This window comes from Novosphingobium resinovorum (genome assembly GCF_001742225.1).
GTDB classification, from domain to species: Bacteria; Pseudomonadota; Alphaproteobacteria; order Sphingomonadales; family Sphingomonadaceae; genus Novosphingobium; species Novosphingobium resinovorum_A.
Window position 1 is genome coordinate 1,635,561 of sequence record NZ_CP017076.1, and the last position, 12,460, is coordinate 1,648,020.

9 protein-coding genes are annotated in these 12,460 nt (G+C 66.0%); 2 read left to right on the forward strand and 7 right to left on the reverse strand.

Annotated features, from left to right (window positions below; genetic code table 11):
- The first annotated feature begins 61 nt into the window (after positions 1-61).
- Positions 62-1,207 (forward strand): sulfotransferase family protein, encoded by a 1,146-nt coding sequence (locus BES08_RS24500; RefSeq protein WP_008831921.1) that lies wholly within the window; start codon positions 62-64, stop codon positions 1,205-1,207.
- A 109-nt stretch (positions 1,208-1,316) separates the two neighbouring features.
- Here BES08_RS24500 and BES08_RS24505 read toward each other — a convergent pair whose 3' ends face one another.
- The 4 genes from BES08_RS24505 to BES08_RS24520 form a co-directional block, all read right to left on the reverse strand.
- Positions 1,317-2,375, reverse strand: a complete 1,059-nt coding sequence (locus tag BES08_RS24505; RefSeq protein ID WP_008831922.1) for an AraC family transcriptional regulator — start codon at positions 2,373-2,375, stop codon at positions 1,317-1,319.
- 164 nt (positions 2,376-2,539) lie between these two features.
- A complete protein-coding gene (pcaF, locus tag BES08_RS24510; protein WP_008831923.1) occupies positions 2,540-3,748 on the reverse strand; it encodes a 3-oxoadipyl-CoA thiolase in 1,209 nt (402 codons plus the stop codon).
- A gap of 70 nt (positions 3,749-3,818) precedes the next feature.
- Complete coding sequence (locus tag BES08_RS24515; protein WP_008831924.1) at positions 3,819-4,475, reverse strand: 3-oxoacid CoA-transferase subunit B; 657 nt, start codon at positions 4,473-4,475, stop codon at positions 3,819-3,821.
- Positions 4,476-4,489: 14 nt separating this feature from the next.
- Positions 4,490-5,176, reverse strand: coding sequence for a 3-oxoacid CoA-transferase subunit A (locus BES08_RS24520; protein ID WP_008831925.1), 687 nt, complete (start codon positions 5,174-5,176; stop codon positions 4,490-4,492).
- A gap of 113 nt (positions 5,177-5,289) precedes the next feature.
- Here BES08_RS24520 and BES08_RS24525 point away from each other — a divergent pair, with 113 nt between their 5' ends.
- Positions 5,290-6,069 (forward strand): IclR family transcriptional regulator domain-containing protein, encoded by a 780-nt coding sequence (locus BES08_RS24525; RefSeq protein WP_036526594.1) that lies wholly within the window; start codon positions 5,290-5,292, stop codon positions 6,067-6,069.
- Here the strand turns inward: BES08_RS24525 and BES08_RS24530 are convergent.
- The 3 genes from BES08_RS24530 to BES08_RS24540 form a co-directional block, all read right to left on the reverse strand.
- Entirely contained in the window at positions 6,059-7,180 is a 1,122-nt protein-coding gene (locus BES08_RS24530) for an acyltransferase family protein (protein WP_069709552.1), read from the reverse strand. The two genes, BES08_RS24525 and BES08_RS24530, sit on opposite strands and share 11 nt — an antisense overlap.
- A complete protein-coding gene (locus tag BES08_RS24535; RefSeq protein WP_081799034.1) occupies positions 7,177-9,534 on the reverse strand; it encodes an alpha-N-acetylglucosaminidase in 2,358 nt (785 codons plus the stop codon). Before BES08_RS24535 ends, BES08_RS24530 begins: the two co-directional genes overlap by 4 nt.
- An 84-nt stretch (positions 9,535-9,618) precedes the next feature.
- Complete coding sequence (locus tag BES08_RS24540) at positions 9,619-12,336, reverse strand: TonB-dependent receptor (RefSeq protein WP_008830754.1); 2,718 nt, start codon at positions 12,334-12,336, stop codon at positions 9,619-9,621.
- Positions 12,337-12,460 lie beyond the last annotated feature (124 nt).

A 12,460-nucleotide genomic window follows, 5' to 3' on the forward strand; every position in this document is an offset into this window, starting at 1 on the left:
ATGTCTTCATGATCCCCTCCGAACGCCGCGCGATGACGCGGCACGGGATGAGGGAGAAGACATGCAGGCGCAGGACATCGTCGCAGCGGCAAGCGAACGGACCGGATTGAGCGACTTCGGCGATCCCGCGATCCTCGAAGGGCTTGGCGTGTTGCTGAAGTCCTACGAGGACGAAGCCAGATTCACCGAAGCGGGCATGGCGCGATCGGTCGATGCACTGGTGGCCGCGATGGCGAACCGGATGCGCGTGGAGGACTGGCTGGCGCGCCACCCCGAACTTCTGGAGCGCCCGGTCGAGAAGCCGCTGTTTGTCTTCGGCCTTCCGCGTACCGGCACCACGCTGGCGATCAACCTGCTGGAAGCCGACCCGGCGCGCCGCGCGTTCCTGCGCTGGGAAGCGTTCGATTCGGTGCCGCCGCCGCTGGTGCAGGAACTTCACGCCGGTCCCCGTCACGATGCCTGCCAGACGCGAACGCTGCAGGGGCTGAAGTACGCGCCGCAGATCGCCGCGATCCATTACGAGGAGGCCGACAGCCCGACCGAGTGCCAGTTCGCCATGGCGCCGTCGTTCTGCGCGCAGCTCTACGATTCCCAGGCGGACATTCCGGGCTACCACCGCTGGTTCCTGGACGAGGCCGACTACGCGCCCGCCTTCCGCTACGAAAAGCGGCTGCTGCAGCTGCTTCAGGCCAATGCCCCGGGGCGCTGGACGCTCAAGAACCCCTGGCACCCGTTGTTCCTCGATGCCCTGACGGCCGAGTTTCCTGACGCGCAACTGGTCATGACGCACCGCGATCCGGTCGAAGTGCTGGGCTCGGCCTGCAGCCTCGTCAAGGAAGTGCGGCGGATGTACAGCGATCAGGTCGATCTTCGGGCCATCGGAGAGAATCTGTTGGAGACGTTCGACCTGATGATCGCGCGGTCGAACGCCTTTCGTGCGAAGCACGGGCACGATGCGATCTTCGACGTGCAGTATCGCGATCTGGTGCGCGACCCGCTCGCCACGGCGCAGGGCATCTACGAAAGGTTCGACGAGCCTTTCACGCCGCAAGCCCGCGCAGCCATGGAAGCCTACCTGGCTGCAAACCCCAAGGGCAAGCACGGCAAGCACGAATATGACCTGGCCGAATTCGGCCTCAGCCGCGAAGGCGTCCGCGAGCACTTTCGCGACTATATCGAGCAGTACGAGATCGCGGTGCGGGCGTGATCGATACGGGTGAAGGCATCGTCACCTGACCCTGCTTCGTCATCCCCGCGAAGGCGGGGACCCATCTGACGATCGTGCAACAGGCGCCGTCAGGAGATGGGTTCCCACTTCACGGTAATGACGGTGATATGTTGGAGACGGATGCGCGTAGGCTGCGCAACTGCGTGGGCGACTGGCCGAACCAGCGCCTGCAGCTGCGGGAGAATACTGCCTGTTCCGCGAACCCCAGCTTCTCGGAAATGCCGCGGAAATCGATACCGGTCTGCTGCAGGTAGTACAGCGCCAGATCGCGGCGGACATCGTCCTTGACCGCCTGGAAGCTGGTGCCCTCCTGCTTCAGTCGCCGACGCAGGGTCCGGTGATGAATGGCGAGGGTGCGGGCGATTTCGGCACTGCCGCAGTCGTCCCGGGTCAGCTTGCGCAGGATCAGCCCGCGCACTTCGGCGTCCACGGGTGGACGCTGCTTCGGGAAAGTCCTCTCGATGTAGGCGACCAGATCGCTGCGGACCTGCGCGTTCTGGGTGAGCACCGGGGTGGCAAGGTCCCGGTCGGAGAACGTGATCCCGTCTGCGGGCTCGCCGAAGTGCACGTCGCAGCCGAAGTAGCGGCGATATTCGGCCGGTCGCGACACGGGTTCATGCCGAAAATGGATACTGCGCGCGCGGGCATAGTCGCCGGTCATCTCCATCGCCTCGAGATGGCCGACCAGCAGAATCTGTTCGATGGCCTGAATACGGTCGCGGCTGGTTTCGAGAAGCAGTTCGTGCCCGGCAAAGATGGTGCCCTCTTCAGGCTCGGGTCGCAGCCACACACGCGCGGCGCGGCTGTGAGCGTTCGTATGGGCACTGGCGAAGCGCAGGGCGTCTCCGAATGTCTTCGAATTGCGCATGGTATTGCCCAGCGGCCCGAAAATCGCGCCGCCGCGTTGCCGCAACGCCAGCCGCATTCCGAAATCGGGACAGTTCAGGCGATCTGCGGCAAGCGCCAGTAACCGGATCGCCTGCGGATAAGTCAGCTCCGCAGCGTCGTCGCGAAAGTCCTTTGCTGCCATTCCGACCAGTGGCAGCAGTTCGCCGACATCGCCGCCGAGGGATTGCACCAGTTCCGGGAAATGGCGCAGCAGCGGAATGTTGAGCTTCGAAAACTCGGCATCGGCGATCAGCGGCATCGGCAGGTCCTTCGCACCGCCGGCAGCGTGCGGTGATCGGAGGCGTCCGGCGTAAGCGATCCGCCTCTGCGGCTATGGCTGCATCGCCTGTCCACATCGGTCAAGGGACAGGCAGGCCGCCCGGGCGATCATCGAGGATACGCGGGCGGGCCGGCCGAGCGGCGTCAGACCCTCTCGACCGCCAGCGCCAGTCCCATGCCGACACCGATGCACAGCGTTGCGAGGCCGCGCCTGCCGCCGGTCTTCTCCAGCTGGTGCACGAGGCTCATGGCGATGCGCGCGCCCGACATGCCCAGCGGATGACCCAGTGCGATGGCGCCGCCGTTGGGGTTCACGTGCGGCGCATCGTCGGGCAGGCCAAGCCCGCGCATGACTGCAAGGCCCTGGCTGGCGAAGGCCTCGTTCAACTCGATCGCGTCGAAGTCGCCGATGGTCAGGCCAAGCCGCTCCATCAGCTTAAGCGTCGCGGGCAGGGGGCCGATCCCCATGACGCGCGGCTCGACGCCGACGGACGCCATGCCGAGGATACGCGCGCGCGGCGTCAGCCCATGTGCCCTGGCCGCCGCCTCGCTGGCGACGAACATCGCCGCCGCGCCGTCGTTGATGCCGGACGCATTGCCTGCCGTGACGGTGCCTTCGGGACCAAACAAGGGCTTCAGCTTGGCCAGCGTCTCGATCGTGGTGTCGGCGCGGGGATGTTCGTCGATCGACACCTCCAGCGTCTCGCCGCGCTTCTTCCCCGGCACGGTGACGGGGACGATTTCCTCCGCGAAGAAGCCGCTCGCCTGCGCCGCGGCGGCGCGCTGCTGGCTGCGCAGGGCGAAGGCGTCCTGGTCGGCGCGGCTGATGCCGAAGTCCTCGGCAACGTTTTCGCCGGTGCGCGGCATCGTCTCGGTGCCGTAGAGCGCATCGAGCGCCGGGTTGACGAAGCGCCAGCCCATCGTCGTGTCTTCCAGCTTCTGCGCGCGGCCGAAGGCACCGTCGGACTTGCCCATGACGAAGGGCGCGCGCGTCATGTTCTCGACGCCGCCCGCGATGGCGAGCGCCATCTCGTCGTTACGGATCGCCCGCGCCGCAGTGCCGACCGCTTCGAGGCCCGAAGCGCACAGGCGGTTGAGGGTGACGCCGGGGACGGTGTGCGGCAGGCCCGCCAGCAGCAGGCTCATGCGCGCGACGTTGCGGTTGTCTTCGCCCGACTGGTTGGCGCAGCCGTAGAAGACCTCTTCGATCGCGGCCGGGTCGAGCGAGGGATTGCGCGCGATCAGCGCGCGCATCGGCACGGCGCCGAGGTCGTCGGCGCGCACTTTCGAGAGGCCGCCGCCGTAGCGACCGATGGGCGTGCGTACGGCGTCGCAGATGAAGGCTTCGGTCATGTCGGGATAGTCCTTTGCCCCCCTTGGGGGTATGTTAGGTGCCGTTATGGTATCGTTGGGTGCCGCCTGCTCAGACGGGCTCGGCATCTTTGGCGAAGGCCAGATCGAGGCCGGTGATCCGGCGCAGTTCCTCGATTTCGAGGCCCTCGACCATCTCCACCACGCTCGCGCCGGAAGGGCCGAGGTCGAACACCGCAAGGTCGGTGTAGACCCGCGACACGCAGCCGAGTCCGGTCAGGGGGTAGGTGCAGTTCTCGACCAGCTTGCTCTCGCCCTGCTTGGTCAGAAGTTCCATCATCACAAAGGTTTGCTTGGCGCCGATGGCAAGGTCCATCGCCCCGCCGACCGCCGGGATCGCATCGGGCTCGCCGGTGTGCCAGTTGGCGAGGTCGCCGTGCACGGAAACCTGGAAAGCGCCGAGCACGCAGATGTCCAGATGCCCGCCGCGCATCATCGCGAAGCTGTCCGCATGGTGGAAGTAGCAGCCGCCGGTAAGCAGAGTAACTGCCTGTTTTCCGGCATTAATCAGCTCCCAGTCTTCCTCTCCCGGAGCGGGCGCAGGCCCCATTCCGAGCAGGCCGTTCTCGCTCTGCAGGAAGATTTCGCGCTCCGCAGGGAGGTAGTTGGCGACCTTGGTGGGCAGGCCGATGCCGAGGTTGACGTAGGCACCTTCGGGAATGTCGCGGGCGACGCGGGCGGCCATCTGGTCGCGGTTAAGGCGGTTCATATTATCCTCTCCTTTCAAGCCGCTACGGCGATTGCGGCGGGCGCGATGGCGACGACGCGCTGCACGAAGATGCCCGGCGTCACCACCACTTCGGGGTCGATGTCACCCAGCGGCACGATCTGCGAAACCTGCGCGATGGTGGTCTTCGCCGCCATCGCCATGATCGGCCCGAAATTGCGCGCGGTCTTGCGGAACACGAGGTTGCCCCAGCGGTCGCCCTTGTGCGCCTTGATCAGCGCGAAGTCGGCCTGGATCGGGTATTCGAGCACGTAGTGCCTGCCGTCGATCTCGCGCACTTCCTTGCCTTCGGCCAGCAGCGTGCCGTAGCCGGTCGGCGTGAAGATCGCGCCGAGGCCGGAGCCCGCAGCCTGGATGCGCGCCGCCAGATTGCCTTGCGGAACCAGTTCCAGTTCGATCTTTCCGGCGCGGTAGGCGGCGTCGAAATGGTGCGAATCCGACTGGCGCGGGAACGAGCAGACGATCTTGCGCACCCGCCCTTCGCGGATCAGCGCGGCGACGCCGTGCTCGCCGTTGCCCGCGTTGTTGTTGATGATGGTGAGGTCGCCCACCCCGCGCGCGATCAGCGCGTCGATCAGTTCGTCGGGCATGCCGGCGGTGCCGAAACCGCCGATCATCACCGATGCGCCGTCATGAATATCCGCGACGGCCGCAGCGGCGCCGTCGATGGCCTTGTCGATCATCCGACTCTCCAAAGGCTTTATGTTGAACGTTGATCCTGCGTGTCTGCCTGCGGGCGGATTGCGTCAACCGGTAAACGTGATATTGTCCGGTAATCGGTCATTCAGGTGGACACATGCAGGATTTCGGGCAGTTGGACGCGAAAGGCGATCCCGAGTTCATGACCTCGCTGGCGCGGGGATTGGCGGTGCTGCGGTGTTTTGCGGACAGCGAACGGCCGATGACGATCGCACAGGCGGCGCGCTTGACGGGGCTGAGTCGCCCGGCGGTGAAGCGCTGCCTGCATACGCTCGTCAGGCTCGGCTACGCGGTGCAGGACGGGACGCTCTACGCGCTGCGGCCCAAGGTGCTGGCGCTGGGCTTCGCGTACCTTTCGTCAAGCAGCCTGGCGATGCGGGCGCAGCCGCTGCTCGACCAGTTGCGCGACGATCTGCACGAATCCTGCTCGCTCGGTGTGATCGAGGAGGACGAGGTCTACTATGTAGCGCGCGCCGAAGTGTCGCGGATCATGTCGATCGCGCTGCGGGTGGGCAGCCGCCTGCCGCTTTACTGCACCTCGATGGGGCGGGTGATGCTGGCAGGCCTCGATAGGCCCACGCAGCAGGCATACCTGCGGCGGACGGACTTGACCGCGCGCACCGACCGGACGGTGACGGAACCCTCGGCCTTGCTGGAGATACTCGATCACGTCGCGCAGGAGGGCTACGCGATCATGGATCAGGAACTGGAGCGCGGGCTGCGATCGGTGGCGGTGCCGGTGATCGTCGACGGCCGCGTGATCGCCGCCGTCAACATCGGCACGCAGGCGGACCGGGTGTCGATGGCGGACCTGCACTCCCGCTACCTGCCCGCGCTCAGGCGGGTAGCGCGCGATCTGGCGGCGCTCAGGCCCTGAGGATCAGCCCCTTGCGGTCGAGCGCCCAGCCAACGGCCCAGCAGACCATGGTGTAGGCCAGAGCGCATAGCAGCGAACCGATTGCTCCGGGGACGATGGACTGGAAGAGGGCAATGCCGATCCAGTCGTAGAGCCCGCCGTAGCCGGGAATTCGCACGAGGTTCAGGGTGATCACGAAGAGTTCGGAAAACAGGTAGATCGCCAGCGGATTGCGGCCGAGGATCGTGAAGAAGCGCCTGCCGCGCTGTACGCCCCTGACCTCGAACAGCCAGCTTGCGAGCGCCAGCAGGATCAGCGCCAGCCCCACGGTCAGCAGCACGAACGGGCCGGTCCACAGCTTCTTCGCGATCGGGAACCACGGGCTCCAGGCGAGAGCAGCCACGATGAGCGCCAGTCCGGCTACCGAGAGTGCCCGCAACGTCCTTTCGAGCGAACCGGCGCGCAGGATGGCGAGACCGGCGAGGTAACCGGCGATCACGTTGACGGTCGCGGGCAGGGTGCCCAGGAAGCCCTCCGGGTCGAAGCCGCCATCCTTCTTGTAGAGATGCTCCTTGGGCAGAAGGTACAGGTCCAGCAGGGTCCCGGCATTGCCGGTCTTGGAATAGGCCTCGCCGGGCAGGCTGAATGCCAGCAGGATCGCCCAGTAGCCCAGCAACAGGGCGACGCAGGCGAGCACCAGCTTTTTCCAGTCCAGCCAGCGGACCAGAAGTCCGGCGAGAACGTAGCACAGAGCCAGACGCTGCAGCACGCCGGGGACCCGGGTAAGCGCGAAGGGCGCTAGGCTCCAGCCGTCCGCGTCATGCTGGACGAAGGGATACCAGTACATCAGGAAGCCGAGCGCAAAGATGATCATCCCGCGCCTTGCGAGGTTCGCGAGGTACGGTCCGGTGGCGATCGGCTTGCGCATGGCGAAGCTCATCGCGTTGCCCATCGCGAAGAGGAAACTCGGGAACACGAGATCGGCTAGCGTGAAGCCGATCCACTTGGCGTGGACCAGCTGGGTGAACGCGGGGGCGCCCGGACCCGCCGTGTTGACGAGGATCATCAGGAAGATTGTGACGCCCCGGAATACGTCGAGCGAGGCGAAGCGCTGCGGCTTGGCGGCGGTCACGGCTGGGTCTCGTTCAGGATGTCACGGACAAGCCTGATCGGGTCCTTCGGGCTTTTGCGCTTCCACAGGCGTCCGTCTGCGATCCACTGCTGTTCCCATGCGCGAATCGCGCCGAGGGTGGCGGGCTCGTCGAGTGGTTTGCCGCCGGCGGCCGCAGCGCGCTGGGCGGTGAGGAAGCTCTCCCAGCGCGGCAGGTAGTAGCCGGAATAGAGGCCCTGCCATGCACGCGAGGCGTAGTCGGACAAGTGGCCTTCGCCGCCCCAGACGGTGACGATGGCCTTGGCCTCCTCCTCGAAGCGGGCCTTCTCGGCGGGGGTGTCGCCATAAGTGCGTGCATCGGCGATCCACGAGCCGAGCGTTTCCTGCTGGTTGCCCGCGAGGAGGTCGATCCGCCGTGCCAGCGTGCCCATTCGGACGCGTGTCCGGTCGCCTTCGGCCAGCTTGCCGTCCCGGTACGCCGCTAGCGTCGCCTTGAGCAGATGGTCGAGTTCGCGGCTGGCGTAATGCCGGGTCAGATCGACGATGTCGTATGTGAGCAGCTTTGACGGCTTGCCGGGCGCGGCGGCCAGCAGTGCGGTGATCCCCTCGCGCAGCTTGGCGGGGTCGCCGGGCGCTTCGGGATAGTCCGCGCCTTCCGCCATGGGGCGCTTGAAGAACAGGTAGGCGCCCGCGTGCTGCTGCCACCAGCGGGGCTCCCAGTACCGGGTGCGATAGGCGCCCGCAGCCGCCTGTTCCCACGCCTTCACCAGCGCCGGGGATGCTTCGCCATAGCGGGCCTTGAGGTGCTCGCCCAGCCAGTCGGCAAGCGGACGGTCGGGCTCGCCCCATGCGAGGTCGTAGGCGTAGTCGTAGACTACCGAGTTGCTGTGCAGGCCTTCGGGGAACAGGCCGAAGCCGGTCAGGCGGCCCTTGCGCGGATCGGCGTGAAGCGCGGCCATGTCGCGGCGGTAGAACTCGAGGTCGCCGTAGACGGGGTTGCTGCCGCCGTAATTGTGGACGTAGCCATAAGTCCACGCCTTGCCGTCGAAGGCGTCGGTCTTCTGCCAGATGCCGGGGTAGCGGTCGTTGCCGATGTCGAGGATCAGCATGCGGTCGTCGGGTACGCGGCTGAGGAAGGCGGCGATCGCCTCGGGCGTCCAGAACGCCTTGTCGGCGCCGAACAGCCAGCCCTGCATCACCCATGTGGCCTTGGGCGCGGCGGCGGTGATCGAGCCGTAAAGCCGCTCGCCATACGCAGCAAGGCGCGCATCGCGCACTGCGGGCGGCAATGCCGCCGCGCGGGTGGCGGCGGTGTTGGCGATGGAGTCCCCGTACTCGGCGGCAGCGGCGTCGCTGCCGTCCTCGGCGATCGGGGGGATCATCTCGTTGAAGGCATCGGCAAGGTAGTATTCACCCTCGCCATACGTGCGGTTGTAAAGCGTCACGAACCGCGCGGCCAACTGCGTGAACAGCGGGTCCGACGGGTCGAGCCAATAGGTCGGCGGGAAGCCCTCCCACGCGCGCATCTTGTAGATGCGGGCCTTGGGATGCGCCTTGGCGAATGCCTCGGGCACGTATCCGGCGAAAGCGGGCAGCACCGGCTTCATGCCCAGCGCACGCATGCGCGCGAGGATGCGCAGCTGGAGCTGGTGCTTCTTCTCGATCCAGCCCGACGACAGCGGCGCGCGGTAGCCTGCAAGGTTGCCCATGCGCTGCCACGGCAGGAACGGCGCGGCGGAGAGGCCCTCGGCGATCGCGGTCTCGCTCAGGCCGCTTTCGCGCCAGAGTTCGCGCCAGACGTATTCCTGGCCTTCCATCGCCAGCGGCGTATCGACGCCGTGCGCGGCCATCCAGTCGATCTCCTGCTCCCAGCGATCCCAGCCCCACCAGGGGGTGGTGTAGCCGTACGTGCAGGTGTTCAGGTAGGCGCGCAGCGCGAAGGGTGAGGCGACTTCGCCGGTGTCCATGTCCGGCAGGGCGTCCAGCGCGCCCAGGCGGCGGCCTTCCCAGCTGACGTGCAAGCGTCCCAGCTTTTCCAGCGTGGTGGCGACACCGCGCACCAGCGCGACGGGGGAGGTGCCTTCGGCCTCGATATGTCCGCCGCGGATGCGCACGCGGTAGTGCGCCGCCCCGGCATCCGGCTTCAGACTGAGGGAGAGCCTGTCGGCCGGAATGCCGAAGCGGGCCAGCGCGGCGGCGGCGGAATCGACGCCGGGCTGTTCACCGGCCGGAGGAGAGGGGGCCGGGGAAACGGTGAAAGCATTGTCTTTCGCAGCGACCGCGAAAGGCTGCGCGGCGGTGGCCAGCAGCAGGGCGGTGCCCGCCCATCGCAGGCTCCCCTTCTTGAACGGACGCGGGATGCGGATCGCGGTCATCGGGGGTAGTCCTTGCAACAGTCTTGAACAGGTTGGTGCGTGCCCGGCACAGACCCGGGCACGCACCTTGTCGTCATGGCGATGTCAGAGTTTCAGCGTCGCCGAAAGGTAGAAGCTGCGGCCGTAGAAGCTGCTCTCCTGCCAGATCGAGGAGTCGGTGTAGTACGCTTCCTCGCGGCTGTTGTTGAGGTTGATGACACCGGCCGAGAAGCTCAGCCATTCGTTGGGCGAATAGCCGCCGCTGATGTCGACCTGCGTGCGCGCCTTCACGACGTGGCCGGCATAGGCGAAGAAGCTGTCAGCGCTGTTTTGCTCGTAGCCGCTGCGGTGGTTGATCGCCGCGCGGATGTTGAAGTGCTCGTTCTCCCAGTAGGGCACGAGGTTCCAGGTCACCTTCGACAGGTTGCGGATGGTGTAGCCGGTGCCGATCGCGACCTTTTGCGGGTAGACGCGCGTGAAGTTCGCCATGATGCCGAAGCCGTCCACCGGCAGGAACCGGTCAAACGACTGCGTCCAGCTGACCTCGAAGCCCTTCACGCGGATCGTGCTGGGGTCGTTGAGCGTCTGGGTGATGTCGTAGATGTTGCCCGAGGTATCGACGCACTCACCGCCCGCGTTGCTCGACAGCGCCGTGCCGTCGAACGAGGTCGGGCAGACCAGCGACGAATACGTACCGTTCTTGATCCACTTGTAGAAGCCGTTGATCGAGAGCGCGTTGCCGTGGTCGTAGTACCACTCGACGCCCAGATCGAGCTGCTTGGCGGTCAGCGGCTTGAGGCCGGCCTGGCCGAGATCGACGGTGACCGTATTGGTGCCGACCGGATCGGTGTTCGCCGAAGTCGAGGTCGTCTGCGCCATCGAGGTGCGCGAGTCCATGAACGGACGCACCAGGACCTTGGCGGCGGCGAAGCGGACCTGCAGGTCGTTGGCCGGCTCGGCCACAAGGCTCAGGCTGGGCAGGAAGTTGCCGTACTTCTGGGTGAGCGTGTACTCGCCGATCTTCTGCTGCACTTCCTCGTAGCCGTCGGTGCGTGGCTCGGTGACGTTGCCGAGCACCTTCTGCTTGGTGTGCTCGTAACGCAGGCCGACGTTGCCGCGCAGCGGCATGCCCGCGATGGTCGTGTCGATGTCCGCCATCGCGTAGACCGAGGGCATGTAGCGATCGACGTTGTAGCTCGCTTCCGGCGCGAAGATGTCGGGGACGACGATCCCGGCGGCGGCGAGCGCCTTTTCGTAGGCGTTGAGGTCCGGGCCGATCCACGAGGTCGGAATGCCCGAGGCGCCGTTGAGGAAGCCGGAGACCGGGTAGTAGGTCGTCGTCATGTCCGGGAAGACGCTGCTGGTCGCGCTCGGCGCATTGGCGAGCGCCACCATGTCGTGGCGCGAGACGTAGCGGCTGAAGGTTTCGTGGCGATACTTCACGCCCGCGCTCAGCTTCGAGATCGGCCCGAAGGTGACCTCGCGGCTGAGGTCGAACTGCGCCGACTTCTCCGACGAGTTCATGCGGCGGGTAGCACCGTTGGGGTACTCGTTACGCAGCAGCGAACTGCGCTGGTACAGGCCCGGATCGGTAAGGTCCGTGCCGACGGTGAAGTTGACGTTGCTCGGATCGGTGAAATCGATCGATGCGCTCGGGATGTTGATGCCGACGATCGCCGCGCGCTCGTCCTGATAGGTCGTGCCCTTGGTGTAGTTCAGCGTGGTGCTGGCGACCCAGCCGGTGCCGTCGTTCCACTTGGCGCCAAGGGTGTAGCCCTGGCTGGTGAGGTCGCGGTCCTCGTGCTGGCGGTTGTTCTCCATGGTGAAGTTCGTGGCGGTCACGTTGGTGGCGACGCCGTTGTTCACTTCGTTCACGGTGATGCGCGAGGTGTCGAACAGGAAGACCTGCTGGTTGAGGTCGTAGTCGGTCTTGTCACGCGCGTAGATCGCCGTCGCGTTCATCTCGAAGCGGTCGGACGGCTTCCACTGCAGGCCGCCGCTGGCCATCAGCCGCTCGGTGTCGCGGTCGATGCGGCGGTAGCGCGGACGGCGCGGGAGCTGCACGGTCGCGCCATCGACGGTGGTGGTGGCCCAGCGGTCCATCCACATGTAGTCGGCGCGGTCGCGCAGCTTCTGGTAGCCCAGGTTGGCGTAGACGCCGATGGTGCCGTCGGCGAACTGGTCGACGTAGCTGCCGCTGATCTTGGGCGTGATCTTGCCGCCCGCATATTCGGAGTTCTGGCCCTTCACCGACAGGATGATCTGGCGGTCCTTGTAGTCCAGCGGCTTGGGCGTGGAGATGTTGACCGTGCCCGAAAGACCACCGGTGTCCATCGCCGCCGTAGGCGACTTGATGACCTCGATCGCATTGGCGAGTTCGGTCTGGATGATATCGTAGCGGAAACCGTCGGTGAAGTCGGCGCTCTTGAAGGTCTGGCCGTTGATCGTGGTCATCGCATACTGCGGGCCAAGGCCGCGGATGCTGATCGTCGCGCCGCGACCGTTGATGTTGGACATCTGGACGCCGGAGATGCGCTGAATTGCCTCGGTGATGTTTTCGGCGGGGAACTTGCCGATGTCCTCGGCGGAGATGCCATCGGTCACGCGCACATCGTTGCGCTTGGCGTCGAGGGCGTTGGCAAGGCTGCTGCGGAAGCCGGTGACGACGATGTCGGCGGCATCGCCCTCTGCGGGCGCGGCGGCTTCCTGGGCCATGGCCGGGCCGGTCGGCACCAGCAGTGCCGGTGCGCAGCTGGAAAGGAGCAGGGCGGCCTTGGCGAGGCGCCGTGCAATCGGATCGATAACGCGTTCTGAACTTGTCATGACTACCCCCTGAGACGTGTTTCTGGGAACGGAAAAGCCCGGTGGACCCTCCGCACCTCCTGCGAACATTTTTTGATTTGTTACCCAATGATGTCACAAAGACGTTGAAGCAAGTCAAGTCCAT

What these genes read in the sequence shown, in the direction of transcription:
- BES08_RS24500 (WP_008831921.1), top strand. Translation starts at nt 62, where the DNA reads ATGCAGGCGCAGGACATCGTCGCAGCGGCAAGCGAACGGACCGGATTG.
- BES08_RS24505 (WP_008831922.1), bottom strand. Translation starts at nt 2,375, where the DNA reads ATGCCGCTGATCGCCGATGCCGAGTTTTCGAAGCTCAACATTCCGCTG.
- pcaF (WP_008831923.1), bottom strand. Translation starts at nt 3,748, where the DNA reads ATGACCGAAGCCTTCATCTGCGACGCCGTACGCACGCCCATCGGTCGC.
- BES08_RS24515 (WP_008831924.1), bottom strand. Translation starts at nt 4,475, where the DNA reads ATGAACCGCCTTAACCGCGACCAGATGGCCGCCCGCGTCGCCCGCGAC.
- BES08_RS24520 (WP_008831925.1), bottom strand. Translation starts at nt 5,176, where the DNA reads ATGATCGACAAGGCCATCGACGGCGCCGCTGCGGCCGTCGCGGATATT.
- BES08_RS24525 (WP_036526594.1), top strand. Translation starts at nt 5,290, where the DNA reads ATGCAGGATTTCGGGCAGTTGGACGCGAAAGGCGATCCCGAGTTCATG.
- BES08_RS24535 (WP_081799034.1), bottom strand. Translation starts at nt 9,534, where the DNA reads ATGACCGCGATCCGCATCCCGCGTCCGTTCAAGAAGGGGAGCCTGCGA.
- BES08_RS24540 (WP_008830754.1), bottom strand. Translation starts at nt 12,336, where the DNA reads ATGACAAGTTCAGAACGCGTTATCGATCCGATTGCACGGCGCCTCGCC.